26 protein-coding genes, 2 tRNA genes and 1 pseudogene are annotated in these 24548 nt (G+C 45.4%); 9 read left to right on the top strand and 20 right to left on the bottom strand.

Annotation, left to right across the window (positions count from 1 at the left end; genetic code table 11):
- Nucleotides 1-3: 3 nt before the first annotated feature.
- Nucleotides 4-78: transfer RNA gene (locus HUN05_13300), tRNA-Gly, on the bottom strand.
- 122 nt (nt 79-200) lie between these two features.
- Between HUN05_13300 and HUN05_13305 the strand changes: the two genes are divergently transcribed.
- Entirely contained in the window at nt 201-1178 is a 978-nt protein-coding gene (locus tag HUN05_13305; GenBank protein ID WDP88057.1) for an NAD-dependent epimerase/dehydratase family protein, read from the top strand.
- A gap of 57 nt (nt 1179-1235) precedes the next feature.
- Here HUN05_13305 and HUN05_13310 read toward each other — a convergent pair whose 3' ends face one another.
- Nucleotides 1236-1946 (bottom strand): IS6 family transposase, encoded by a 711-nt coding sequence (locus tag HUN05_13310; protein WDP85990.1) that lies wholly within the window; start codon nt 1944-1946, stop codon nt 1236-1238.
- 290 nt (nt 1947-2236) lie between these two features.
- Here HUN05_13310 and HUN05_13315 point away from each other — a divergent pair.
- Nucleotides 2237-2334, top strand: a tRNA-Sec gene (locus tag HUN05_13315).
- A gap of 423 nt (nt 2335-2757) precedes the next feature.
- Here HUN05_13315 and HUN05_13320 read toward each other — a convergent pair.
- Nucleotides 2758-3927 (bottom strand): IS4 family transposase, encoded by a 1170-nt coding sequence (locus HUN05_13320; protein WDP88058.1) that lies wholly within the window; start codon nt 3925-3927, stop codon nt 2758-2760.
- Between the two features lie 172 nt (nt 3928-4099).
- Here HUN05_13320 and HUN05_13325 point away from each other — a divergent pair, with 172 nt between their 5' ends.
- The 3 genes from HUN05_13325 (at nt 4100) to HUN05_13335 (ending at nt 6269) form a co-directional block, all read left to right on the top strand.
- A complete protein-coding gene (locus HUN05_13325) occupies nt 4100-4525 on the top strand; it encodes an IS6 family transposase (GenBank protein WDP85991.1) in 426 nt (141 codons plus the stop codon).
- Nucleotides 4526-4564: 39 nt separating this feature from the next.
- The gene (locus tag HUN05_13330) at nt 4565-5776 is read left to right on the top strand and encodes an IS256 family transposase (GenBank protein ID WDP85992.1); all 1212 of its coding nucleotides are present in this window, start codon (nt 4565-4567) and stop codon (nt 5774-5776) included.
- 184 nt (nt 5777-5960) lie between these two features.
- The gene (locus HUN05_13335) at nt 5961-6269 is read left to right on the top strand and encodes a DDE-type integrase/transposase/recombinase (GenBank protein ID WDP88059.1); all 309 of its coding nucleotides are present in this window, start codon (nt 5961-5963) and stop codon (nt 6267-6269) included.
- 3 nt (nt 6270-6272) lie between these two features.
- On the opposite strand, the gene HUN05_13340 is transcribed toward HUN05_13335, so the two are convergent.
- From HUN05_13340 to HUN05_13400, 13 genes and pseudogenes are all read right to left on the bottom strand, one after another.
- A complete protein-coding gene (locus HUN05_13340) occupies nt 6273-6659 on the bottom strand; it encodes a nitroreductase family protein (GenBank protein WDP85993.1) in 387 nt (128 codons plus the stop codon).
- A 57-nt stretch (nt 6660-6716) separates the two neighbouring features.
- Nucleotides 6717-7112 carry an FxsA family protein gene (locus HUN05_13345; GenBank protein WDP85994.1) on the bottom strand — a complete coding sequence of 132 codons (396 nt, stop codon included), beginning with the start codon at nt 7110-7112 and terminating at the stop codon, nt 6717-6719.
- A 57-nt stretch (nt 7113-7169) separates the two neighbouring features.
- Complete coding sequence (locus HUN05_13350) at nt 7170-8003, bottom strand: prolipoprotein diacylglyceryl transferase (GenBank protein WDP85995.1); 834 nt, start codon at nt 8001-8003, stop codon at nt 7170-7172.
- A 6-nt stretch (nt 8004-8009) separates the two neighbouring features.
- A pseudogene (locus HUN05_13355) lies at nt 8010-8733 on the bottom strand (arginase family protein).
- A gap of 12 nt (nt 8734-8745) precedes the next feature.
- A complete protein-coding gene (locus tag HUN05_13360) occupies nt 8746-9459 on the bottom strand; it encodes a leucyl/phenylalanyl-tRNA--protein transferase (GenBank protein WDP85996.1) in 714 nt (237 codons plus the stop codon).
- The gene (gene clpA, locus HUN05_13365; protein ID WDP85997.1) at nt 9459-11720 is read right to left on the bottom strand and encodes an ATP-dependent Clp protease ATP-binding subunit ClpA; all 2262 of its coding nucleotides are present in this window, start codon (nt 11718-11720) and stop codon (nt 9459-9461) included. The genes HUN05_13360 and clpA overlap by 1 nt, the downstream gene beginning before the upstream one ends.
- Before the next feature lie 7 nt (nt 11721-11727).
- Nucleotides 11728-12036 (bottom strand): ATP-dependent Clp protease adaptor ClpS, encoded by a 309-nt coding sequence (locus HUN05_13370; protein ID WDP85998.1) that lies wholly within the window; start codon nt 12034-12036, stop codon nt 11728-11730.
- Between the two features lie 9 nt (nt 12037-12045).
- A complete protein-coding gene (gene secA, locus HUN05_13375; protein WDP85999.1) occupies nt 12046-14568 on the bottom strand; it encodes a preprotein translocase subunit SecA in 2523 nt (840 codons plus the stop codon).
- Nucleotides 14569-14722: 154 nt separating this feature from the next.
- A complete protein-coding gene (locus tag HUN05_13380) occupies nt 14723-15649 on the bottom strand; it encodes a M23 family metallopeptidase (GenBank protein WDP86000.1) in 927 nt (308 codons plus the stop codon).
- Nucleotides 15650-15700: 51 nt separating this feature from the next.
- Nucleotides 15701-16738 (bottom strand): N-acetyl-gamma-glutamyl-phosphate reductase, encoded by a 1038-nt coding sequence (locus tag HUN05_13385; protein ID WDP86001.1) that lies wholly within the window; start codon nt 16736-16738, stop codon nt 15701-15703.
- Nucleotides 16739-16844: 106 nt separating this feature from the next.
- On the bottom strand, nt 16845-17294 hold the full coding sequence (locus HUN05_13390) for a macro domain-containing protein (GenBank protein ID WDP88060.1): 450 nt from the start codon (nt 17292-17294) through the stop codon (nt 16845-16847).
- A 239-nt stretch (nt 17295-17533) separates the two neighbouring features.
- Complete coding sequence (locus HUN05_13395) at nt 17534-18286, bottom strand: amino acid ABC transporter ATP-binding protein (GenBank protein WDP86002.1); 753 nt, start codon at nt 18284-18286, stop codon at nt 17534-17536.
- Nucleotides 18287-18361: 75 nt separating this feature from the next.
- Nucleotides 18362-19072 carry an IS6 family transposase gene (locus tag HUN05_13400; protein ID WDP86003.1) on the bottom strand — a complete coding sequence of 237 codons (711 nt, stop codon included), beginning with the start codon at nt 19070-19072 and terminating at the stop codon, nt 18362-18364.
- A gap of 278 nt (nt 19073-19350) precedes the next feature.
- Here HUN05_13400 and HUN05_13405 point away from each other — a divergent pair, with 278 nt between their 5' ends.
- Nucleotides 19351-19881, top strand: coding sequence for an HDOD domain-containing protein (locus tag HUN05_13405; GenBank protein ID WDP86004.1), 531 nt, complete (start codon nt 19351-19353; stop codon nt 19879-19881).
- On the opposite strand, the gene HUN05_13410 is transcribed toward HUN05_13405, so the two are convergent.
- Nucleotides 19825-20994: an IS4 family transposase gene (locus HUN05_13410; GenBank protein WDP88061.1), complete on the bottom strand. Its 1170-nt coding sequence runs from the start codon at nt 20992-20994 to the stop codon at nt 19825-19827. The two genes, HUN05_13405 and HUN05_13410, sit on opposite strands and share 57 nt — an antisense overlap.
- Nucleotides 20995-21095: 101 nt before the next feature.
- Between HUN05_13410 and HUN05_13415 the strand changes: the two genes are divergently transcribed.
- Entirely contained in the window at nt 21096-21500 is a 405-nt protein-coding gene (locus HUN05_13415; GenBank protein ID WDP86005.1) for a peptide chain release factor-like protein, read from the top strand.
- Here HUN05_13415 and HUN05_13420 read toward each other — a convergent pair.
- Both HUN05_13420 and HUN05_13425 read right to left on the bottom strand, forming a co-directional pair.
- Nucleotides 21487-21774 carry a DUF503 domain-containing protein gene (locus HUN05_13420; GenBank protein ID WDP86006.1) on the bottom strand — a complete coding sequence of 96 codons (288 nt, stop codon included), beginning with the start codon at nt 21772-21774 and terminating at the stop codon, nt 21487-21489. The genes HUN05_13415 and HUN05_13420 overlap by 14 nt on opposite strands.
- Nucleotides 21775-21780: 6 nt before the next feature.
- On the bottom strand, nt 21781-22212 hold the full coding sequence (locus HUN05_13425; GenBank protein WDP86007.1) for a hypothetical protein: 432 nt from the start codon (nt 22210-22212) through the stop codon (nt 21781-21783).
- Between the two features lie 87 nt (nt 22213-22299).
- On the opposite strand from HUN05_13425, the gene HUN05_13430 reads away from it, so the two are divergent.
- Nucleotides 22300-23151, top strand: coding sequence for a kinase/pyrophosphorylase (locus HUN05_13430; protein ID WDP86008.1), 852 nt, complete (start codon nt 22300-22302; stop codon nt 23149-23151).
- A 165-nt stretch (nt 23152-23316) separates the two neighbouring features.
- On the opposite strand, the gene HUN05_13435 is transcribed toward HUN05_13430, so the two are convergent.
- Nucleotides 23317-24114 carry a protein-glutamate O-methyltransferase CheR gene (locus HUN05_13435; GenBank protein WDP86009.1) on the bottom strand — a complete coding sequence of 266 codons (798 nt, stop codon included), beginning with the start codon at nt 24112-24114 and terminating at the stop codon, nt 23317-23319.
- Nucleotides 24115-24226: 112 nt separating this feature from the next.
- Between HUN05_13435 and HUN05_13440 the strand changes: the two genes are divergently transcribed.
- Nucleotides 24227-24544: a hypothetical protein gene (locus HUN05_13440; GenBank protein ID WDP86010.1), complete on the top strand. Its 318-nt coding sequence runs from the start codon at nt 24227-24229 to the stop codon at nt 24542-24544.
- Nucleotides 24545-24548: the final 4 nt, after the last annotated feature.

The raw sequence follows: 24548 nt of genomic DNA on the forward strand, positions 1-24548 counted from the left end.
AAGTGGAGCGGGAAACGGGATTTGAACCCGCGACTTCGACCTTGGCAAGGTCGCACTCTACCACTGAGTTATTCCCGCTCAGCAAAAGACGAGGTATTTTTATAGCAATGGGGCTGTCTTGTCAAGCATAGTTTGGCATAAAGCCGGGGCTAAATATTTAACCTGTTGATAAAAGAAGGAAAATGGAAACAAAAAAAGTCATGGTTACCGGAGGCGGGGGATTCTTAGGCAAGGCCATTGTCCGCAAATTATTAGAAAAAGAGGTCACGGTTTTTTCTTTTTCACGCCATTATTATCAGGATCTTGCTGATATGGGGGTAACCCAGATCCAGGGAGACCTGGGAAACCGTGAATGTGTAATCTCTGCTTTCAGGGGAATGGACACGGTGTTTCATACCGCGGCTAAACCCGGTCTGTGGGGGGATTATGACCTCTACTATCAGGTCAATGTACAAGGCACCATCCATGTGATCGAGGCCTGCCGGGAAAACAAGGTCCAGCAACTGGTTTACACAAGTTCCCCGTCTGTAATTTTTGATGAATTTGACATGGAAAATGTGGATGAGTCTGTGCCCTATCCTGCCACCTATCTTGCCCCTTATCCCCAGACCAAGGCTCTGGCAGAAAAAGAAGTGGTTCAGGCAGCAGCCAAGGGGCTTAATGCCATTATCCTGAGGCCCCACCTTATTTGGGGACCCCATGACAATCATCTGGTGCCCGGGATTATTGCCAGAGCAAAACAATTGAAAATTATTGGGCGGGATGATGACCTGGTGGATACCATTTACGTGGACAATGCCGCTGATGCACACATCCTGGCGGCTGAAAAACTTGAAACCCGGCCCAGCCTTTCAGGTAATATTTATTTTATCAGCCAGAATGAACCCATTTCTAAATGGAAAATGGCCAATGCCTTTTTGTCGGCAGCTGGACTGCCTCCCATAAGGGGACGGGTTTCGGCTGGAACGGCATATGCCGCCGGCTGGATATTTGAAAAAGTTTTTACCCTTTTCAGAATTCAGAAGGATCCGCCCATGACCCGGTTTGCCGCCAAGGAGCTTGCCACCTCGCATTGGTTTAATATTTCCCGGGCCCAAAAAGACCTGGGATATCTGCCCAAAGTATCCACAGAAACAGGGCTTAAACGGTTAAAAGAATGGCTTTCTTCAGAGGGATAAAATAGGTTCTGTTGCAAAAAATATTTCCAGGACAAAGAGATCGTTCAGGCGTAAAATTTACGCAGCATAAGAAAACAGATTTTCGACGAATTTTTTCTGCTTTAAAATTTCTCCCTTCCTGATATTTTTAACTTGTCCTTTTCTGATCATGTTCATAATTTCATAGCCTTTTAGCGTCCGCCAGGCAGAATGAAATGTCTTGAACCCCATACCAGCTCTGACAAGCTTTTTGATAAACCGGTGGTCTTGCTCAATAATATTGTTCAGATATTTATTCTGTCTTAGGATACAGTCCTTATTCAGAAGCTTTTTTTCTTTCAAAGCCTTTACAGCCGGAGGATATGCAGGATTTCCGTCAACACTCAGAACCCGAGGTCTGGAGCTATTGGAAGCTCGCAGCATCTTTTTAAAAAATCGTTTGGCAGATTCCATATTACGTCTGCTGCGAAGAAGAAAATCGATGGTATTTCCACGGGAATCGACCGCTCGGTAAAGATACTTCATTTTCCCCCGCACCTTGATATATGTTTCATCAATACGGTAAGAATCATTTGATTGCCGCAGATACTTCCTGCTTCGCTTTTCCATTTCAGGAGCATAGCGCTGAACCCATCGGTAAATGGTACTGTGATCCACAGACAAGCCCCGTTCTTGCATCATCTCTTCCAGATTCCTGTAACTCAGTTGATATCTCAGATACCAGCGAACATTCAACAGGATGATTTCTTTTTCATAATGACGCCACTTGAAAGGGTTTTCATTTTTCATACTATCTCTCTGCAAATAAATTAGTGCCAAAACGGACTTGTATCAGACATTAATAATTTTTTGCAACAGAACCCAAAGAATACTGGAAAAAGAAAAACAACCCCAAAACCAGGGATATGGAAATGGATGCCGCCTCTGCCCTGGATGTGGATGAAAAAATTTTTGAATAGCCCCATATGCCTGCAGCCCGCCTTAACCATTGGCAGCCATTTTTTTCCTGCCCGTTCCGGACAGATTTGGATTGACAATCATGGCAGGTGAGGTATACTGTCTGGCGTTCGTTTTGATGCGGAAGCACGCGGCTCACTGGTGGGGCCCTCGGACTTCAAATCCGATGTGGGGAGTTAATACCTTCCCGGGTAGGTTCGATTCCTATGTGCTTCCGCCATTTTTTTTGTAAAATCAAACACTTCACTTTTCGGTTTTCGTTCCAAAACATTCTAACTCGTTCCAAGGATTTTAACGAAATCTTTTCGGTTGTCCTAGGCCACAACATTTTTAAAAAACTTTTTCCTTGTTCAAAGCATTTTTTGACTGAACCCCTCATGGGTTGGAATGACAAAAGCATTGTGGGGCAAAAGCTATTTCAAAATGCTTATCGTCCCCTGACATCCTTATGGTTCCTCTGATATAAAAATGAACAGGAAAGGTCCGGGCTTGTCGGCCTGCAAAATTTTGAGTATAGATATACCCAAAAAAGATTCAACCCTTGTAGTGTTCGTGAATACAAACCCCAAAAAGGATTATAATGACTCAATTTGGTTCTGTTGCAAAAAATTATTAATGTCTGATACAAGTCAGTGATGTCCGGTTAGGTTTTTGCTTGCTCAATAATTTTTTGATCTTTGACAATATTGTCCCTGTTTGAACTATGAGAGCCCTGCTCCTCGCAGCCAAACAGGTCATTTAGAATGGCGGTTCGCAGCTGCCGAACTCTTTTGATCGTGACCTTTTCATTAAACTGTTTTTGGCAATGGATTGTCAGTAACAGGTAAGTGATAAGGCCGCCAAGAATCTGAACCATAAGGCCGTATTCACTGCGGGCAATGAGATGATATACCTTCAGATGTTCTTTCCACCATTTGAAAAAATCCTCAATGGTCCACCGGAGTTTATAAATTGTTGCTATTTGTTCCGCTGTTAAATCATGCCTGTCAGTTGCCACATAGTATTTGACGCCAGCAATTTTATAGCCAACAACCCGAACAGGCCTTTTCGTCTGGTTTTGATTCGGAGTACCAAGTTTAACCAGTGCATCATAAAAAATGTAGCTGTCGGAAGGGGTCTCGTGGTTATCAATAATTGTTCTTGTTGTCCTGGTTTTTATACGGCAGACAAAATGTTTGCCTTGCTCCTGAAGCAGGTCAAATTCTTTATGGGATTGATATCCACGATCCATAACACCTGTTTGCCCCTTGGAAAGTATTTTGGGAACAAAAGTGCGTTCAGCGCCGTTGCCTTCAGTCAAAAAGATTTTGTTTGGGATTCCGTGATTAATGTCAAATCCGCAATGTACTTTGGCTTTTTTACTTCCTTTTCTGTAGTTCGCCCAGTGCATTGAAAGGACTGCATTTATGAGACTACCGTCAATGGAAACCAACTCTCCTAACTCGGCGTGTTCACCCGGATGACACTCAAGAGCCTGTTTATAAAGATCCTCAAAGATAAATTGCAGTTGTTCGAGTCCCCTGTGATTGATGGCTTCACAGAAACTACTACGGCTGATACCACCGTCTGGCGCAATATTTTCTTTAGCAAAAACATTCTCCTTGAGATCCTGAATTAAATGTCGGGCAGACTTGTGCTCCTGAAGATGGAAATAAACCAAAGCATTTATCTGGTCTTCGAATGTCATTTTTAAAGGGCGGTCTCCTCGAGATTGTAATTCCGGTGCTTTTGAAAGTGACTTTATCAGAGAGCACCTGAAATTGTCAAAGTTCAGGGACCGTAGTTGTTTTTTAGGGACTGAGATGTGCGTCATTTGAGCTCCTTGAGTTAAATTTTCAAGGCGCACAAAAATTTTTACGCACATTTGTCAACACAAAACAGACTGTTTTTTCAATGATTTTAGATGCTTTTTATATGCAACAACCTAACCGGACACTACTGGATACAAGTCCGTTTTGGCACTAATTTATTTGCAGAGAGATAGTATGAAAAATGAAAACCCTTTCAAGTGGCGTCATTATGAAAAAGAAATCATCCTGTTGAATGTTCGCTGGTATCTGAGATATCAACTGAGTTACAGGAATCTGGAAGAGATGATGCAAGAACGGGGCTTGTCTGTGGATCACAGTACCATTTACCGATGGGTTCAGCGCTATGCTCCTGAAATGGAAAAGCGAAGCAGGAAGTATCTGCGGCAATCAAATGATTCTTACCGTATTGATGAAACATATATCAAGGTGCGGGGGAAAATGAAGTATCTTTACCGAGCGGTCGATTCCCGTGGAAATACCATCGATTTTCTTCTTCGCAGCAGACGTAATATGGAATCTGCCAAACGATTTTTTAAAAAGATGCTGCGAGCTTCCAATAGCTCCAGACCTCGAGGGCGTTCAAAATTCTGTGTCAGTTGAATGAAAGCTGATATACTCAGCTAAATAAGGAGAACTGACATGACCGAAGAAAACACCGAATTTGATTTTCAAAAAGCCCTTAAAGGCATCCAGGAAGGTAAACCCTTCACAGGTAAGGGCGGCGTCCTTACATCATTAATCAAAAATCTTGCTGAAGCTGCTCTTGAAGGAGAGTTGGAGTCCCATCTCGGGCAGGAAGTTTCTGCCAACCGCCGTAATGGAAAAAGCAAAAAGACCATTAAATCCCTGGATGGTAAATTTGAGCTGGAAACCCCGCGTGACAGGGCCGGAACCTTCTCTCCACAGATCGTCAAAAAACATCAGACAACGCTCAGCGATGAAATTGAAAGAAAGATAATAGCCCTTTACGGCCTGGGCATGAGTTATAATGATATGGCTTCCCATTTACAGGAAATCTATGGACTTGAGATTTCAAATGCCACTCTGAGCACCATTACCGATAAAATCATCCATACCGTCAAAGAATGGCAGGCCAGGCCGTTGGAAAATGTGTACCCAATCGTATGGCTTGATGCCATACATTATAAAGTACGAGAAAACGGAAAGGTCGGCAGCAAGGCCGTTTACACAATTCTTGGGGTGAATATCGAGGGCCGCAAAGAGGTTCTTGGGCTGTACATATCCGAGAATGAGGGTGCGAACTTCTGGCTGCAGGTGTTAACAGACCTTTCAAACCGAGGGGTAAAAGATATCCTAATTGCCTGTGTTGATGGTCTAAAAGGTTTTCCCGAGGCCATTGAGACCATATTCCCGGACACAGAAGTTCAACTCTGCGTAGTCCACCAGATCCGAAATTCATTGAAATACGTTGGTTCCAAAAATAAAAAGAAATTTATGGCAGATCTAAAACGTGTTTATAAAGCGGTCAATAAGGATCTGGCCGAAGAAGAACTGGATATCTTGGAAAATAAATGGAATGACAAATACCCGATTGTGATAAAATCCTGGCGGAACAACTGGGAACGCCTCAGTCATTTCTTTAAATATCCAGAAGAGATTCGACGGATAATATACACCACAAATACCATTGAGGCTGTGCATCGACAGTTTCGAAAACTGACCAAAACAAAGGGATCATTCCCGAACCAGGACAGCCTGTTAAAGCTGCTTTACATGGGGATCCAGAACGCCAGTAAAAAATGGACAATGCCGATTCAAAATTGGTCACTGACAATTTCCCAGTTGGCAATTTTCTTTGAAGGCCGGCTGGATAAAGAGCTGGGAATTTGATAGGGATTTATTTACAGATGGAAAAGATGGTTCCAGGAACTCCACTCCAGCAAAAGTCAACTCCTCCGACGTGGCTGATTGAAGGCCCATTCTCGGACCTGACTTTTACTTCCGCTGGCGCTGAGGCAGATCCGGGAACCGAAACCGTGACACAGAATTCTGAACATTCCCCAGACCTCGGGTTCTGAGTGTTGACGGAAATCCTGCATATCCTCCGGCAGTAAAGGCTTTGAAAGAAAAAAAGCTTCTGAATAAGGACTGTATCCTAAGACAGAATAAATATCTGAACAATATTATTGAGCAAGACCACCGGTTTATCAAAAAGCTTGTCAGAGCTGGTATGGGGTTCAAGACATTTCATTCTGCCTGGCGGACGCTAAAAGGCTATGAAATTATGAACATGATCAGAAAAGGACAAGTTAAAAATATCAGGAAGGGAGAAATTTTAAAGCAGAAAGAATTCGTCGAAAATCTGTTTTCTTATGCTGCGTAAATTTTACGCCTGAACGATCTCTTTGTCCTGGAAATATTTTTTGCAACAGAACCTCCAGCAGGATCCAAGTCCAAGGTCGGCGGCTGCCAGGTGGATGAAAGTCGAGGCAATGGCGGCATCTTCAACGCAGACATCCGAAATGGTCGTGTCGGCGCAGACCACGATGCCCAAAGGGGCATTTTTTAAAAAAGATGCGCCGTGGGGCTTGGACCTGGAAAGGCGGTCCAGGAGTTTGGGATCGTCCACAGCGATGAATCTCCAGGGATTCAACCCCCGGGAAGAGGGGGACCTTAAGGCCGCTTCGAGAATCTGCGCCCTTGTATTCTCATCAATGGGGCGGGATGTGAATTTGCGTACACTTCTGCGCGCTCTGATCAAATCTAAAAACATGGATGATTCCTTAAAAAAAGTATGGGTCTTAAAATGGCAGGACCGGTTTTGCAGGGTCTAGTGAAACCGGGTAATGTTGATATCTCCTTTGGCGCTCATCTCGTCAAATTTTTTTCTTAAAAATTGTTTAAATTTGTTTCGGGTTATCGGCCATAAGAGCATGAGCCCGAAGGTATCGGTCATCAGGCCCGGGGTAATCAAAACAAGACCGGCCACCAGGATGATCAGGGCATCAATGAGTTCTTCTGCCGGCATCAGGCCTTGATTCAGGTTCTGCTGGACTTTTAACATGGTGTTCAGCCCTTCCATTCGGGCCAGCCAGGCCCCGGCAAAACCGGTGAGAATAACCAGAAGTACGGTATTGAGTCCACCGATGACCGTTCCGACCTTGATCAGAAGGTAAAGTTCAACAACCGGGATAAGGGTGAAGCATAAAAAAAGTTTAAGCAGCATGGAATGACTCCTAAATTATTAATATCTTAAAGCATAATGGAGATGAAACCGGATTTGTCAAGGGCTCTTCTTGGTACTGGAGCGGGGGTATGAAATAAGACTGGTCCCTGCTATAACCATGAGGCTGCAAAGAATTTGCCCCATGGTCATGCCCCATGGCAGCGGGCTCAGGTGGGCATCGGGTTGGCGCACAAATTCAATGCAAAACCGGATGACCCCATATCCGATGAGATAAAAGCCGGCCATTTTATTTTTGGCCCATGGCGTCTTTCTCATGGCCATGAGAATAAAAAACAAACAAAGGCCTTCAAAACAGGCTTCATACAACTGGGAGGGATGGCGCAGGGTTTGTGCGGGATCCTGGGGAAAGATCATGCCCCAGGGCAGGGAGGTGGGCCTGCCGTACAATTCTCCGTTTAGAAAATTGCCCAGCCGGCCAAAGGTATACCCAAGGGGAATCACCGGGCAGATAAGATCTGAAAATGACCATATATTGATCTTTTTTTTCTTGCAAAAGATGACAAAAACCAGGGCAACACCTAAGAGTCCTCCGTGAAAGGACATGCCCGTGATGCCGACAAACCGTATGCCGTTGGAAAAATCAAAGGGCAGAAAGATTTCCCAAGGCCGGGAAACATAGAAAGAAAAATTGTAAATCAGTACATAGCCGAGCCGTCCCCCCAAAATGACCCCAAAGGCAGCCCAGGTAAAAAATTCCTGAATGGTGCTGATATCATAGGGAAAAGATTCACGGCTCAACCTGAATTTAATGACCAGGTAAACCATGATAAAGGCAACAAGGTACATCAGGCTGTAATAGCGGATTCCAAATCCGTTGAACTCGATAAGATACGGGTTGATCCGAAAGGGTAGGGTCTGCCAACAGGTCATATGGGATCAGGACCTTGTTGTGTATAATCGCGCCAAAAACTCTTTGAGCAGCTTGGCTGCCGTCATGGCGGTCATGGACATAATATCCCGGTCTGGATTGTACTCCACAATATCCCCGCCGATGATATTGCCCTTGAGGGTCTGGATGATGTCAAGCACCTGACGTGTGGTCATTCCCCCGGGTTCATGGTGGGAAACACCTGGAGCAAAGGCCGGATCCAGGCAGTCCATGTCAATGGAGAGATAAACAGGACCGTTAAATTCCAATGTTTCAAGCCAGTCCATGCCGTGGCGCATCTCATGGACTTGAACCCCGAATTTTTCAGCCTGGCGTCTTTGGTGGCCGTTCATGGTCCGGATGGGCGTCCAGGTGGAGGATATTCAAATCGGGATATCTGTCGGCATGGGCCTGGATGACAGGATAGGTCACAGAGTGATCGCCCCCAAGGCAGATGATCTTATTGTTTTTTTCCAGAAGTTCTCTTACCCTGGCTTGTATTTTTTCAAAGGCCGGGCCGGCACAGTCCACATCTCCTGCATCAACGAGAGTGTCCAGACTGCCAAGGTCAATGCCGGATTCGGTCCAGAGATTGGCAGAATCGCAAAAATAGCCTTGCTGGATTTTGGCCGGTGCCAGGGCTGGACCTTTTCTAAAAGAACTGTTTTCATCCAAAGGAAGCCCGAGGATGCACAGGCTGTCTGACGGGGTTTGATTTGAAGGGCAAAGGATCAAAAGGGCACCTTATGTTATTTCGGGGGCAAGATCAATATATTGGCCGGGTTCCCAGACGTCTTGGGGAACGTTTTCTTGAGTACAGGTGTTGAGAATGTCAAGGAAAGTATCCCTTGACATTTCTTTTGCCCCCATGCGCACTAGATGATCTGTGGTCACCTGGCAGTCAATGAGATTAAAGTGGTAACGGTCCAGGTGGCGGGCAAGAGCCACCAGGGCCATTTTTGAGGCATCGGGTTTCCGGCAGAACATGGATTCTCCGAAAAAGGCTGTGCCCAAACTCACCCCGTAAAGGCCGCCGACCAGGGTTTGGCCCTGCCAGGCCTCTATTGAATGGGCCATTCCCATTTTATGGAGGTTGATATAGGCCTCTATCATTTCTTCCACCAGCCAGGTGCCGTCTTGGCTGGCTCCCCTTGGCGCAGAACAGGCCAAAATGGTCTGTTCAAATGCCGTGTTGATACGGATGGTAAAAGGGTGCTTGCGTATTTTTTTTTTAAGGCTCCGGGAAATCCGAATTCCGGATGGACACAGCACCAGCCTGGGATTCGGCGACCACCAGAGAATGGGCTCCTGGTCTGAAAACCAGGGAAAAATCCCGTTTTCATAGGCCAGGATCAGCCGTTGGGGGCTTAAGTCTCCTCCGATGCAGAGCAGACCGTCAGATCTGGCAAGCCAGGCCGGGGGAAAATCAATTTTCTCGGACAGTCTGAACAGGGGCATCAGCTGGATTTAAAATTAAAGGTCAACTCATCATTTTTCAGGCCTATGGATAATTTGCCACCTTTTTCCAGCCTGCCGAACAAAATTTCATCGGTGAGCTTGTCTTTGATGGTCGACTGGATCAGCCGTGCCAGGGGCCGGGCGCCAAATTTGGGATCATACCCTTTTTGGGCCAAATGGGTCCGGGCTGCGGCAGAATAGGTCAAGGAGATATCCTTGGCTTTGAGCATGGTTTTAAGCTCTCTCATATTCTTGTCAACAATGAGTTTCATCACGGTTTCAGACAGATGGTTAAACTGGACAATTCCGTCCAGACGGTTGCGAAATTCCGGGCTAAAGGTTTTTTCAACGGCTTTGAACCCCTTGGAATCGGCATCTGCGGTCTGGGAACCGAATCCAATGGAATTGGCGCTCATCTCCCTGGCCCCGGCATTGGAGGTCATGATGAGGATCACATTTCTAAAATCAGCCGCTTTGCCGTTATTGTCCGTGAGCGTGGCATAGTCCATGACCTGGAGCAGAATATTGTAAAGGTCCATGTGGGCCTTTTCAATTTCATCAAGCAACAGCACGCAATGGGGATGTTTTCTAATGCTGTCCGTGAGAATACCGCCCTGGTCAAACCCCACATATCCGGGAGGTGCGCCGATGAGGCGGGATACGGCATGCTTTTCCATATATTCGCTCATGTCAAAGCGTATGAATTCAATACCCATATTCTCGGCCAGCTGTTTGGCCACCTCGGTTTTACCCACCCCTGTGGGGCCCATGAACAAAAAGGATCCAATGGGACGGTCAGGCGCAGCAAGGCCTGCCCTGGAGCGTTTTATGGCTGTGGTCAGGGTGTGAATGGCGTCATCCTGGCCGTAAATCACCCGGAATAATTTATCCGGCAGACTTTCCAGGCTGGACTTGTCAGCCGAGGTCACGTTGGATACCGGGACCTTGGCAATTTTAGCCACAATATTTTCTATATCCTTGGGGCTGACATTTTTGCGCTTGCCCTCACCCTTGAGCCTTAAAAAAGCCCCGGTTTCATCCAGAACATCAATGGCCTTGTCCGGCAGAAAACGGTCATTGATATATTTATCAGACAGATAGGCAGCCGCTTCTATGGATTTGTCCGGATACTTTAAACCATGGTGTTCTTCATAATAGGGACGAAGTCCTTTGAGAATCTCATAGGTCTCATCCACACTGGGTTCTGCCACCTCTATTTTTTCAAACCGCCGGGAAAAGGCCCGGTCTTTTTCAAAATGGTTTTTATACTCTTCATAGGTGGTGGTGCCGATGCACTTGATATCACCTGAGGACAGGGCCGGTTTTAGAATATTGGAGGCATCCATGGAACCTGATGTGGTGGCGCCTGCACCGACCACGGTATGGATTTCATCAATGACCAGCAGGGCATTTTCCTTTTTTTCAAGGGCATTGATCACGTCTTTGAGGCGTTGTTCAAAATCCCCCCGGTATTTGGTGCCGGCTAATAATGCCCCCATGTCCAGGGAGTAAAGCTCACAATCTTCTAAAAGATCGGGCACGGATTTATCATTGATTTTCAGGGCCAGGCCTTCGGCAATGGCCGTTTTACCCACGCCGGGATCCCCCACCAGAATCGGGTTGTTTTTTCTGCGGCGGCACAGCACCTGCATCACCCGGTCGGTTTCAAGTTCCCTGCCGATCAAAGGATCAATTTTTTGGTCCTGGGCCCGTTTTAAAAGGTTGGCTGTAAAAGACTCCAAGGGATCATTTTTTTTCTGGCGCTTGGGTTTGGGTTCAGCCTGGCGGAAAAGCTGTTGCCCAGGGTCTGTATCTGGGGCACCTTTTTTTTCCATATCGACCTCATGGGAGATATGTTTGAGTACATCCAGCCGGGTAATCCCTTCGGCTTCCAGATAAAAGGCGGCATGTGAATCTTTTTCCTGGAAAATGGATGCCAGAATATCTCCCAGGTTCACCTCGGGTTTTTCAGCACTTCTGGCATGGTTGATTGCCCGTTGGATCATTCGCTGGAAGCCGATGGTCTGTTGAAGCACATATTCTTCCTTTGAATCTATTTTGCTCAGTTTTTCATCAAAGAAATGTTCAAGCTCCTCTTTGATCTGATCCGGACTTCCGCCACATTTTTCAATGGTTTCAAGTCCTGTTTCATGGTTAAGGATGGCGTAAAGAACGTGTTCAACACATACATACTCATGCCTTCTTTTTTTTGCTTCCCGAACGGCAAAACCGAGAGCTGTACTGAGTTCTTTGCTGATCATATCTTCCTTACTCCTTTTCCATTGTACTTTTTAAGGGAAACCCTTTGTTGCTGGCCAGGTTATGAACGGTTTCAACTTTGGTTTCTGCAATCTCTCTAGGATAAATTCCGCAGATTCCTTTGCCCTTATTATGTACATTAAGCATTGTTTGGTTGGCTTTTTCAAGTGATTTTCCGAATACGCCGACCAGAATATCCACCACAAACTCCATGGTTGTATAATCGTCATTGTGAAGAAGAACTTTATACATGGGCGGGCGATCTTCTTTTGTGGTCGATGAAATCCCTGGCTTGGTTCTCGAATCCGTGGATGTCATAGCGTTCACCTATTTCATACAACATTTTTTGTATTTTTTACCGCTCCCGCAGGGGCAGGGATCATTCCTCTGTATCTTCTGGGATGAGCGTTTTACCGGCTGTTTCATGCTGGGCTCGTCAGAATGGGAAAAGGTCAAATCCTGTTGTTCTTCCTTTTTCATCTCATCCACCTGGTCAGGGGATGCCAGCTGGATTTTAAAGAGAATATCCACCACCTCTTCTTTGATCCGGTCCATCAGGGACTGGAACATTTCAAACCCTTCTTTTCTGTAAATCCGCAAGGGATCCTGTTGTGCATAGCCCCTCAGGCCGATTCCCTCTTTAAGGTGATCCATGGACAATAAATGCTCTTTCCACCTTGTATCAACGGTCTGGAGAATGATGAACCGTTCAAGCTGGCGCATCTGTTCTGTGCCGATGAGACTTTCCTTGGCCTGGTAATTGCCGGTTGCGGCCTTGAACAAGGTGTCGGCCATTTCATCCTTTGATAGATTTTTTTCCACAGGCGCATCCAGATCCAGGGCCATGTTAAACGACTTTTTAATGGCCGTATCCAGCCCTTTGAGATCCCAGTCCTTGATGGGGGTTTTTTCCGGTGCAAAGCTGTCAACCAGGTCATAGGCAAGATCTTCCATCATATCCAGAACGGCCTGTTTGAGATCCCCCTGTTCAAGGGCCTGGCGCCTTTGGCGATAGATCACTTCGCGCTGCTGGTTCATGACATCGTCATATTCCAGAAGATGCTTTCTGATTTCAAAGTTGTGGCCTTCTACCTTGGACTGGGCATTTTCAATGGCCTTGGAAATAAAGCGATGTTCAATATGTTCGCCTTCTTCAATGCCCAGACGGTCCATGACCGCATGAATCCTTTCCCCGCCGAATATCCTGAGCAGATCGTCTTCAAGGGAAAGGTAAAACCTGGAACTGCCCGGATCGCCCTGGCGGCCGGACCGTCCCCGCAACTGGTTGTCAATCCGCCTGGATTCATGGCGTGAGGTGCCCAGGATATGAAGGCCGCCCAACTCTTTGACCCCTTCTCCGAGCTTGATATCCGTACCCCGGCCCGCCATGTTGGTGGAGATGGTCACGGCCCCTTTTTGGCCTGCATTGGCCACAATTTTGGCCTCCGCCTTATGGTGCTTGGCATTGAGCACATTGTGGGGCACTTTCTTTTTCTTGAGTTGTTTGCTCAAATCTTCGGACACATCAATGGATATGGTCCCCACCAGAACCGGCTGACCTGTTTGATGAAGATGGATAATCTCTTTGATGGCAGCATCATATTTTTCTTTCTGGGTTTTATAAATCAGATCGGCATTGTCGATTCTGACCATGGGCCGGTGGGTGGGAATGACCAATACATCAAGGTCATAGATTTTTTTAAACTCAGGCGCCTCGGTCTCGGCCGTACCGGTCATACCGGAAAGCTTGTCATACATCCTGAAAAAGTTCTGAAAGGTGATGGAGGCCAGGGTCTGGTTTTCATTTTCGATTTTTACGCTTTCCTTGGCTTCCAGGGCCTGGTGAAGTCCTTCACTGTAGCGGCGGCCGGTCATAAGCCGTCCTGTGAATTCATCTACGATCACCACCTGGTCATTTTTGACAATATAGTCGGTATCCCGCTTGAACAGGGTGTGGGCCTTTAGGGCCTGATTCAAGTGATGAAGAATTTCAATATTGACCGGATCATAAAGGTTGTCCACCTTGAGCAGGCTTTCCCCTTTGGCAATCCCTTCTTCTGTCAGGGAAACGGATTTGGCCTCTTCGTCCAGGGTGTAATCAGTCTCGTTTTTAAAGGCAGGGATAATGGTATTGACCTGGGTGTAAAAATGGGTGGATTTTTCTCCGGGACCTGAAATAATGAGCGGGGTTCTGGCCTCGTCAATGAGGATGGAGTCCACCTCATCCACAATGGCAAAGTTGAGGTGGCCCTGGGCCAGGTTTTCCTGTTCGAATTTCATATTGTCGCGAAGATAGTCAAACCCGAACTCATTGTTGGTGCCATAAGTGATGTCTGACCCGTAGGCCTCTTTTCGCTCCTGGTCGGTCATGTCGTGGAGGATGACCCCCACGGAAAGTCCTAAAAAATTATAAATTTTGGCCATCCAGTCCGCATCCCTTTTGGCCAGGTAATCATTGACCGTGACAATGTGGACCCCTTTGCCGCTCAAGGCGTTTAAGTAAGCGGGCAGGGTGGACATAAGGGTTTTTCCCTCACCGGTTTTCATCTCTGCAATGGTGCCGTTGTGAAGGGCGATCCCGCCGACCAGCTGCACGTCAAAATGCCTCATTTCAAGGATTCTGACAGAGGCTTCCCTGACCAGGGCAAAGGCCTCAGGTAAAATATCATCCAGGGTTTCCCCCTTGGCCAGTCGTTGTTTAAAGATTTCGGTCTTTTGGGCCATCTGGGTATCGGACAAGGCCTGGGTTTCAGATTCAAGTCCGTTGATTTGATCAATAACAGGTTGTAATTTCTTAAGGATCCGGTCATTGTTCGACCCAAATACTTTTGTGAAAAATTTGAATACCATGTAAGTCTTACCTATCTAAATCCTGAAGGTTAATTTAGGGAATATCCAACTTGCCTGTACAACATATAAGCATTATTCAAAGAAAGAAAATAAAAAAAATAAAATTATTAATACATTAATAATCTTAGGATGGATGCAAGAGAATGGGGCAGGCTTAATTGAGGATATATTTCAGGGGATTAACCGGGGCCCCGTTAATGCGGACTTCGTAATGAAGGTGGGGACCGGTGCTCTGCCCTGTGTTTCCCACGGTGGCAATCACCTCTCCGCGTTTGACCTTCTGTCCCGGTTTAACCATGATTTTTTTTAAATGGGCATATTTGGTCATTTTGCCGTAGCCGTGATCGATGACAACCAGGTTGCCATAATACATTTTAGCGGCAGCATAGGTGATTTTTCCATTTGCCGTGGCAATGATTTTGGTGCCGGGCCGGTTGGAAATATCAAGTCCTGAATGGAAGCTGCGTTTGCCTGTAAAGGGGGATTTTCGATAGCCGAACCTGGAAGTGATCCATCCGTTGACCGGTTTGATGGACGGGGTGGATGCCAAAAGATTTTTCTTTTTTTCCAGTTTGTCGATTAAATCTTCAAAATCAAGTTTTTTCTGGGTGGTGGCCATGTTGACCTGGGTCACCTGGTGGTGCATTTCCCGGATCAGGTTGTTATGGCGGGCTTTAAGGGGAATATCATGGCCAAGATTATTTTCAGGAATGCCGCCGATGCCGATGAGGCTTGAAGAATCCGAGGTTTTCTGGATATCTGCAATCAGCCTGACCTGGTCTTCAAGCCGGGTCAGATCGCGAACCTGCCCTTTAAGGACTTCGATTTCCTTGGCAAAGGTCTGGACCTGTTTTCTCTGGCTGTTCAACTCTCCGGTCTGGGATGCAATGGTCCGGTTGAGCCGGCCATTGTCAAAGGCGGTTTTTTTCAGGTTATAATAATCGTATCCTAGAAAAGAGATCCCCCCAACTACACCTAAAAACAGGAAAAACAAAACCAGAGCCACGGGCTTGAGCAAGGAAAATTCCCTGATATCTGAACTGTCTCCAGAATGAAACCAAATTTTGATTCGTTTTTTCATCTTTACTCTCTTATAAGTTATGTCCCTGCGATGTCAAGCAATAATTCTTATTTATAAAGGGGCTTGGACTTCGTCCAGTCCTGTGCTTTCCTCGATATTGAACATGAGATTCATATTTTGAACTGCCTGACCTGCCGCCCCCTTGACCAGGTTGTCAATGGCGGATATCAGGATCAGCCGACCGGTTGCATGGTCTAAGTGGCAACCGATATCACAGCAGTTCGTTCCCCTGACATGGGCCATGGCAGGAAATTTGCCCGGGGGTAAAATCCGTACAAAGGGTTCATCCTTATAGTATTTATCGTAGGTTTCTTGGATGTTCTCCAAAGAGACTTTCGGGTTCACCTGGGTATAGATGGTGGAAACCATTCCCCTTGTCACAGGTACCAGGTGGGGAACAAAGGTCAGGTTGATATTTTTACCGGCCGCCAGTCCTAAGACTTCTTCTATTTCAGGGGTATGTCTGTGATTTCCGACCTTGTATGGGGTAAAAGATTCATTGACCTCACAATAATGGGATCCCAAAGACAGAGACCTGCCTGCACCGCTGACCCCTGATTTTGAGTCTGAAATGATGCCTTTCGTATGGATCAGTTTTTCTTTGATCAGGGGCAGAAGGGGCAGAAGAATCGAGGTGGGGTAGCAGCCGGGGTTGCCGATGATTCTGGCCTTTTTAATCTCTTGTCTATAGTGCTCACACAGACCGTAAACGCTTTCCTTTAACAGATCAAGATCGGAGTGGGGCTGGTATGCGGCTTCATAGGCCTTGGCATTGGTAAACCTGAAGTCTGCCGACAGATCCACCACCTTAATTCCCTTGTCAATTAATTGGGGGGCAAATGCCATGGAGACCTTGTGGGGCAGGGCCAAAAACATGAGATCTACCTTTTGAGACAGGGCTTTGGCGTCAAATTCTTCACAGATCAAAGATTCAAACCCTCTCATGGAAGGGAAGATATCAGTAAAGGGTTTACTCTTGTAAGAATTGGAGGTGACGGCCCTAAGGCAGGCCTTTGGGTGGTTAGAAATGAGCTTGACCAACTCTGCCCCTGTGTATCCTGTGGCTCCTGCTATACCTGTTCGAATCATTTTTTTCTCTTTATCATTTTGAATTGTCATGGTTTGGGCCATAGTTTTAAGACAGAACCGTGAATTTTGCAAACCAAAATCTTAAATTCTCCATAAGATTTCCAGGTTAACGCACCACCAGGGTGTGGTTTTCATCAGCCAATGCCTGGTCAATGATTTTTTGGATCACCTCCCAGTTCCCCTTGCCAAGACCGGCGCCGATTTTAGGATATCCCATGCGCTTGCCTGAAAAATCTGTTTTTAATTGACTAAACAGGGTCTCAATGGCCTTATAATCTGCCAAAACCCCCTTGCCTGAATAGTGAAACTGGGTATATCCATTGATGATAATCACCTTGTTGTTTGGTGTTTCAACCACGGCCTTGGAATAGGTGCCAAGCTTTGTTTTTTCTCCGGAAGCCGTTGACTGATCTGCCTGAAATGCCTGGGGAAAATAGTCACGGATTTGACGGGCAATGCCTGCCCCCATGGCACAAAAACAATTGCATCCGTGGATGATCAGGTCAAATTTCCCTGCCAGGGTCAGTTCGATCAAATCTCCTGTTATACATTTCATGGGTCTGGGCCTTATGCTTAAGCTGCCTTTGCAGCGTTGGGTATGAATCATGGAAAATAAAAAAGGCTGCAAAAACCGTTCCCCGGCATCCCCAGGGCAGGACCCCTGTTTTGTGGTCATATGTCACAAGGTTAGTGCTGTTATATCATTGGTGCGGTGAAATATCATCATTCATTGAAACAGCTGCCAGGAGGTAAGGCCTGGCAGCGTTGGATTTCAAAAAGGGGAGGTTTAATGGATCAATGCAGGATTTGGCTGAGGAAAAACCGGGTCCGTTCATGTTCTGGATTTTCAAAGAAATCAATGGGGTTGTTTTCTTCGAGAATCATTCCTGCATCCATGAGCATTACCCGCTGGGCAACGGTTTTGGCAAATCCCATTTCATGGGAGACCACGATCATGGTCATGCCTTCGTCACTGAGCTGGACCATGACATCCAGCACTTCTTTGACCATTTCAGGGTCCAAAGCGGATGTGGGCTCGTCAAAGAGCATGACCTTGGGTTTCATGCAAAGGCTTCTGGCAATGGCCACCCGCTGCTGCTGACCACCGGAAAGCTGACCCGGATATTTATTGGCCTGTTCTGCAATCTTGACCTTTTCAAGGTAGAACATGGCAATTTCTTCGGCCTCTTTTTTCGGGGTTTTTCTCACCCACACAGGACCTAAAACCAGGTTTTCAAGGATGGTTAAATGGGGAAAAAGATTGAAGTGCTGAAAGACCATCCCCACTTCGGTCCTTATTTTTTCTATGTTTTTCAGGTTGTTGGTCAGCTCTATGCCGTCAACAATGATTTTGCCTTTTTGATGTTCTTCCAACCGGTTGATGCACCGGATCAATGTGGATTTTCCGGAACCTGACGGGCCGCAGATCACTATTTTTTCTTTTTTCTTTACTTCCAGGTTGATGTTTTTCAATACATGGAAATCACCGTACCATTTATTTAGATTTTTTATCTGGATAATGGTGTCGTTGTTTTTTACATCATTCATTTTTTCATTCCTAACAATTAACGGTTCTGTTGCAAAAAAGATTTCCAGGACAAAGAGATCGTTCAGGCGTAAAATTTACGCAGCATAAGAAAACAGATTTTCGACGAATTTTTTCTGCTTTAAAATTTCTCCCTTCCTGATATTTTTAACTTGTCCTTTTCTGATCATGTTCATAATTTCATAGCCTTTTAGCGTCCGCCAGGCAGAATGAAATGTCTTGAACCCCATACCAGCTCTGACAAGCTTTTTGATAAACCGGTGGTCTTGCTCAATAATATTGTTCAGATATTTATTCTGTCTTAGGATACAGTCCTTATTCAGAAGCTTTTTTTCTTTCAAAGCCTTTACAGCCGGAGGATATGCAGGATTTCCGTCAACACTCAGAACCCGAGGTCTGGAGCTATTGGAAGCTCGCAGCATCTTTTTAAAAAATCGTTTGGCAGATTCCATATTACGTCTGCTGCGAAGAAGAAAATCGATGGTATTTCCACGGGAATCGACCGCTCGGTAAAGATACTTCATTTTCCCCCGCACCTTGATATATGTTTCATCAATACGGTAAGAATCATTTGATTGCCGCAGATACTTCCTGCTTCGCTTTTCCATTTCAGGAGCATAGCGCTGAACCCATCGGTAAATGGTACTGTGATCCACAGACAAGCCCCGTTCTTGCATCATCTTTTCCAGATTCCTGTAACTCAGTTGATATCTCAGATACCAGCGAACATTCAACAGGATGATTTCTTTTTCATAATGACGCCACTTGAAAGGGTTTTCATTTTTCATATTATCTCTCTGCAAATAAATTAGTGCCAAAACGGACTTGTATCAGACATTAATAATTTTTTGCAACAGAACCCTGCTGGATACAAATAAGGAATCGGAATCATACCGCCTCTTTGAGTTCAGAGGATTTTATTAAAGATCTTTTACTTGTTCCCGATAATTTAATGATTGAATCAATTATTGCGATGGGGTATTCTGACGAGCAGAAGAAAGGGCATGGGGAAAATAGACTTGAATTTGATAAAATCTTCACAAATTATTTTGGCCGCAAAGGATAAATGGAAGTAAAAGAAAAAATTCTCAACATGATCCAGAAACGGGAGAGTGATCTTCCAACGCTGCCGACGGTTGTAGACAGAATCATCTCTGTAGCATCGGATGAAAACACCACCACAGAGAAACTGGCCGAGGTAATTTCCTATGACCAGGGCATGACCAACAAACTTCTCAAACTGGCCAATTCGATCTATTATGCCCAGAGAAACCCTGTGGAAACCATCAAACGCGCCATATCGGTAATCGGATTTGACGAGATCATCGGCATTGCCCTGGGTATGGGAATTTTATCCAGTGTTTCCAGCAAAAATGGGCTGACTCTGGATATGAAAGCCCTGTGGATCCACGGCATTGGCGTGGCCACGGTATCCAAAGAGTTGGCCAAACGGACAAACCCGAGTATTGCCGGCAAAATATTTATTCCTGCCCTGCTCCATGACATGGGGAAAATCATATTTTCAGTCAGTGATGTCCGGTTAGGTTTTTGCTTGCTCAATAATTTTTTGATCTTTGACAATATTGTCCCTGTTTGAACTATGAGAGCCCTGCTCCTCGCAGCCAAACAGGTCATTTAGAATGGCGGTTCGCAGCTGCCGAACTCTTTTGATCGTGACCTTTTCATTAAACTGTTTTTGGCAATGGATTGCCAGTAACAGGTAAGTGATAAGGCCGCCAAGAATCTGAACCATAAGGCCGTATTCACTGCGGGCAATGAGATGATATACCTTCAGATGTTCTTTCCACCATTTGAAAAAATCCTCAATGGTCCACCGGAGTTTATAAATTGTTGCTATTTGTTCCGCTGTTAAATCATGCCTGTCAGTTGCCACATAGTATTTGACGCCAGCAATTTTATAGCCAACAACCCGAACAGGCCTTTTCGTCTGGTTTTGATTCGGAGTACCAAGTTTAACCAGTGCATCATAAAAAATGTAGCTGTCGGAAGGGGTCTCGTGGTTATCAATAATTGTTCTTGTTGTCCTGGTTTTTATACGGCAGACAAAATGTTTGCCTTGCTCCTGAAGCAGGTCAAATTCTTTATGGGATTGATATCCACGATCCATAACACCTGTTTGCCCCTTGGAAAGTATTTTGGGAACAAAAGTGCGTTCAGCGCCGTTGCCTTCAGTCAAAAAGATTTTGTTTGGGATTCCGTGATTAATGTCAAATCCGCAATGTACTTTGGCTTTTTTACTTCCTTTTCTGTAGTTCGCCCAGTGCATTGAAAGGACTGCATTTATGAGACTACCGTCAATGGAAACCAACTCTCCTAACTCGGCGTGTTCACCCGGATGACACTCAAGAGCCTGTTTATAAAGATCCTCAAAGATAAATTGCAGTTGTTCGAGTCCCCTGTGATTGATGGCTTCACAGAAACTACTACGGCTGATACCACCGTCTGGCGCAATATTTTCTTTAGCAAAAACATTCTCCTTGAGATCCTGAATTAAATGTCGGGCAGACTTGTGCTCCTGAAGATGGAAATAAACCAAAGCATTTATCTGGTCTTCGAATGTCATTTTTAAAGGGCGGTCTCCTCGAGATTGTAATTCCGGTGCTTTTGAAAGTGACTTTATCAGAGGGCACCTGAAATTGTCAAAGTTCAGGGACCGTAGTTGTTTTTTAGGGACTGAGATGTGCGTCATTTGAGCTCCTTGAGTTAAATTTTCAAGGAGCTCAAAAATTTTTACGCACATTTGTCAACACAAAACCGACTGTTTTTTCAATGATTTTAGATGCTTTTTATATGCAACAACCTAACCGGACACTACTGGGCCCGGACAAAAAAAAGATTCAAGCCCTGGAAAAAAAAATGACGGATCTGGGTATTTTAAAGGCAGATATTCTGGAAAAGTTCATTCGGGCTTCGGGCAGGGGGGGGCAAAAAGTGAATAAGACTTCCAGTGCTGTCTTTTTAAGCCATGGACCCACTGGAATTTGCGTTAAGGTGGGCAAGCATCGTTCCCAGCATTTGAACCGGTTTTTAGCCTTGCGCGCCCTTGTGGAAAAAATTGAAGCCCTGAAAATCGGGGTCAGGGACAAAGAGGCTGCCAAAATTGCCAAGAAGAAAAAACAAAAGCTGAACAGGAAAAGAAAAACGCGTAAAAAGCTTTCCGCCACCCTTGAAAACTCGGGGATTAAACGTGGATGATTTCCATGGTTGTATCCGCAATATAGGCCAGGCCCATGTCATGGGCCATGTTGAAAATCTTGTCAATTTGACTGTTTATTTTCCTTGCATCTCTGCCTGCGATGGCAAATCCGATTTGGGCCCATTCCAGGCTGTCGTTAAGGTCTGTTTCGGCAATGGAAACATGAAAGGTGTTGGATATTCTTGCGATCATTGATTTAACAATCTTACGTTTTGCCTTGAGCGAGGATATGCCGAAAAGTTTGAGCTTTAGCTGTCCGGTTCCCACGACCATGGGATCTTAGAATGCACCCAGTTGGCAGGGTTTTATCCTGATATCAAGTTTTTCACATGCAGAGCCCATGGCCAGTTTTGAAATCCCATGGGCTTTTGCAATATCCCAGCATTGGCGGCAGGATAACCGTGAGTTTTTCTGGGTATTAAAAATCGTGAGTTCAAGGGCTTTAGAGACGTTCACCTTTGGGTTGATCTTTTTTTTGTCCGGAAAATATCCAAATAGCCCCAGTTGGCAGTGGGCAATACAAAGTTCCATCAGGTCGGTTTGGATTCCGATTTGGGCAGGTGTCTGGCCCAGAACTTTGGCAAGTCTGTGGGCAGAGGCGCAAAAAAGCTGTCCTTGTTTGGCTGCCGCCTTAATTTCTTGTGCAATGGCAGGATCGATTTGCAGTCCTGGATGTTTTCGGGCGTAATGGCCTCTGTCCTCGTGTCCCATGGTGTCTTCTTTGTTTGACTCTTGTTTATGCTTTAAGGTATGAGATCTTTATAACCTAAAATAAAGAGGGGATAAAGGGCTTATTTTATGATTGATGAACTTGCCTCAAATAAATTTCAAATGATTTACATTGCCTCCTGCGGGGAGGGAATCAATGCGTTTCAACTGGTTGAATCTACTTTGGTTCAGTTTCCGGATTCAAATATTACCGTGGTCAAAATGCCCCAGATCAGAACCGAAAGTCAAGTGGACGAGCTCATTGACAGGGTTAAGGATATAGAAAGCCTCATCGTCCATACCATTGTGGATTCAAAGCTTAGAAAATATCTCACCCGTAAGGGTATTGACAATCATATTGTGACCATTGATCTGATGGGGCCGATTCTGTCTAAGATTGAGACCTTTTTAGACAGGCCTCCCCTTGAAACCCCCGGGCTTTACCGGGAAATTCATCATGTGGATTTAAAACAGGTTTCGGCCATTGATTTTGCCCTGGCCCATGACGACGGGCTCAATCCCGAGAGCCTGGCCGATGCAGAGCTTGTCTTGGTCGGGCTTTCCAGGGCCGGTAAAACCCCTTTGTCCATGTACATGGGGGTGATGGGGTGGAAGGTGGCCAATATCCCCTATGTGCCCGGGGTACCCATGCCCAAAACCCTTGATCAGGTGGACAGACGGCGGGTCATTGCCCTGAATATCAATGTGGAGCAATTGCTTGCCCATAGAAAGATGCGCCAGGAAAGCCTGGGGACCAAAGACCTCTACGCCTATGCCGGAAAAGAGGATGTTAAAGCGGAAATTCGTCATGCCCAAAAATATTATATCACCAAAGGCTTTTCCATGATCAATGTGAGCAATAAACCCATTGAGACCAGTGCCGAGGAAATTGCTGAAATGATAACAAGACGATTCAAGGCGGATGCCCATTTTACAAATTAAGGGGATCTCTAATAATCAGGATTTTGGTTTGAGTTCAAGGCGCAGGCAAATTTTAACCATAGGAATATATAGAATATTTGGAAGGTTCAAATTTGCCTGCAACAAACGAATCGAGCCAAAAGACAATTATTAGAAGTGGCCTTAAACCCGTTTATGGGGATTTTTTTACTTGAGATAAAGGCTGGGAATTTTGGGGATGGGTTTAAACTTGTGGTTCAGGTTCATGAGGCTTTCGGCATTGCCAATGGCAAAATATCCCTGGTGCCGGATGCTGTGGTAGAGTTTGTTGACCACTTTTTCACTGGTGCTCATGTCAAAATAAATCATCACATTTCTACAGGACACCGCGTCAAATTTATCCGGGGGCGGTGAATCCGTGACCAGGTTAAACCGCTCAAACCGGATATGGGCTGCAATTTCTTTTTTAATTCGAACAAATCCTTTGAACTTGCCTGATCCTTGTTGGAAATATCTGCGGATTAAGCTTGTGGGAACGTTTTTTAGCTTGTCTGTTCTGTAAATTCCCCGGGTGGCTGTTGCCAGGACTGAATGGGAAATATCCGTGGCCAGAATGGAAAAGGGGCGGCCTATAGCGGCCAGCTGGATGGCTATGGTATAGGGCTCATCTCCGGTGGAACAGGCAGCACACCAGATTTTAAACGGCCTTTTTCCGGCCGCAGGCCAGGTGTTGAGCTGGTTGACGATATGGGCAATACTTTTATTTTCCCTGAAGAAAAAAGAGTGGTTTGTGGTCACCGTGTCAATAAACTCAATGACTTCATTTTCATTGGTTTTCAAATAGTGCAGGTAGTCTTTGAAATTTTTTTTAGTCATTCGCATCCGTTTGGCCAGCTTGGATTTTAAGAGTTCAAGCTTTCCCTCGTGGAGATAGATACCTGACAGAGCATAGACCATATCTTTTAATTCATTGAATTGTTTTTTGGAAAGAACTATGGAATTCATGGGAAAATAATAATATAAAGCCCAAAAGAAAGTAAACAAAAATAAGGGCAATATCTGGAGGTCGATTATAAATCAGGGCAAACAATTTATAGAACGCCGGCGATCAAGGGATTTGTGGACCCGGTTATTTATCCTGGTCAATTATGTTTCCTGGACCATTCTTTTTGTCGCCCTTCTTGTCTTTCACAAGGCCCAGCCTGAATTTGATACCTTGTTTGACCGGTTTTATCAGCTGAATTTAAGAACCCACTGGGATAAGGATTTTGTCCGATATTTTGTTTACACCGCAGGGCTCGGGCTGGGTGCAAGTGCCTTTGGACTTGGTTTGGCCATTTTCAGGGCCCGCAGAAGGACCGATCATAAAATTCCCATCAGGGTTCTGGGCGGACTCTATCTTATTCTTTTAGTTCTGGCATGGATTTTATTGTAGAGAC

The sequence above is a fragment of the Desulfobacter sp. genome, from assembly GCA_028768545.1.
GTDB lineage: Bacteria > Desulfobacterota > Desulfobacteria > Desulfobacterales > Desulfobacteraceae > Desulfobacter.

Bases quoted from the DNA above. Each gene is read 5' to 3' on its own strand.
- HUN05_13410 (WDP88061.1), bottom strand. From the start codon at position 20,994: ATGACGCACATCTCAGTCCCTAAAAAACAACTACGGTCCCTGAACTTT.
- HUN05_13360 (WDP85996.1), bottom strand. From the start codon at position 9,459: ATGCCCCTGTTCAGACTGTCCGAGAAAATTGATTTTCCCCCGGCCTGG.
- HUN05_13325 (WDP85991.1), top strand. From the start codon at position 4,100: ATGAAAAATGAAAACCCTTTCAAGTGGCGTCATTATGAAAAAGAAATC.
- HUN05_13425 (WDP86007.1), bottom strand. From the start codon at position 22,212: ATGGGACACGAGGACAGAGGCCATTACGCCCGAAAACATCCAGGACTG.
- HUN05_13395 (WDP86002.1), bottom strand. From the start codon at position 18,286: ATGAATGATGTAAAAAACAACGACACCATTATCCAGATAAAAAATCTA.
- HUN05_13310 (WDP85990.1), bottom strand. From the start codon at position 1,946: ATGAAAAATGAAAACCCTTTCAAGTGGCGTCATTATGAAAAAGAAATC.
- HUN05_13350 (WDP85995.1), bottom strand. From the start codon at position 8,003: ATGACCTGTTGGCAGACCCTACCCTTTCGGATCAACCCGTATCTTATC.
- HUN05_13405 (WDP86004.1), top strand. From the start codon at position 19,351: ATGGAAGTAAAAGAAAAAATTCTCAACATGATCCAGAAACGGGAGAGT.
- secA (WDP85999.1), bottom strand. From the start codon at position 14,568: ATGGTATTCAAATTTTTCACAAAAGTATTTGGGTCGAACAATGACCGG.
- HUN05_13330 (WDP85992.1), top strand. From the start codon at position 4,565: ATGACCGAAGAAAACACCGAATTTGATTTTCAAAAAGCCCTTAAAGGC.
- HUN05_13340 (WDP85993.1), bottom strand. From the start codon at position 6,659: ATGTTTTTAGATTTGATCAGAGCGCGCAGAAGTGTACGCAAATTCACA.
- HUN05_13305 (WDP88057.1), top strand. From the start codon at position 201: ATGGTTACCGGAGGCGGGGGATTCTTAGGCAAGGCCATTGTCCGCAAA.
- clpA (WDP85997.1), bottom strand. From the start codon at position 11,720: ATGATCAGCAAAGAACTCAGTACAGCTCTCGGTTTTGCCGTTCGGGAA.
- HUN05_13430 (WDP86008.1), top strand. From the start codon at position 22,300: ATGATTGATGAACTTGCCTCAAATAAATTTCAAATGATTTACATTGCC.
- HUN05_13370 (WDP85998.1), bottom strand. From the start codon at position 12,036: ATGACATCCACGGATTCGAGAACCAAGCCAGGGATTTCATCGACCACA.
- HUN05_13390 (WDP88060.1), bottom strand. From the start codon at position 17,294: ATGAAATGTATAACAGGAGATTTGATCGAACTGACCCTGGCAGGGAAA.
- HUN05_13380 (WDP86000.1), bottom strand. From the start codon at position 15,649: ATGAAAAAACGAATCAAAATTTGGTTTCATTCTGGAGACAGTTCAGAT.
- HUN05_13400 (WDP86003.1), bottom strand. From the start codon at position 19,072: ATGAAAAATGAAAACCCTTTCAAGTGGCGTCATTATGAAAAAGAAATC.
- HUN05_13420 (WDP86006.1), bottom strand. From the start codon at position 21,774: ATGGTCGTGGGAACCGGACAGCTAAAGCTCAAACTTTTCGGCATATCC.
- HUN05_13385 (WDP86001.1), bottom strand. From the start codon at position 16,738: ATGATTCGAACAGGTATAGCAGGAGCCACAGGATACACAGGGGCAGAG.
- HUN05_13415 (WDP86005.1), top strand. From the start codon at position 21,096: ATGCAACAACCTAACCGGACACTACTGGGCCCGGACAAAAAAAAGATT.
- HUN05_13435 (WDP86009.1), bottom strand. From the start codon at position 24,114: ATGAATTCCATAGTTCTTTCCAAAAAACAATTCAATGAATTAAAAGAT.
- HUN05_13320 (WDP88058.1), bottom strand. From the start codon at position 3,927: ATGACGCACATCTCAGTCCCTAAAAAACAACTACGGTCCCTGAACTTT.
- HUN05_13345 (WDP85994.1), bottom strand. From the start codon at position 7,112: ATGCTGCTTAAACTTTTTTTATGCTTCACCCTTATCCCGGTTGTTGAA.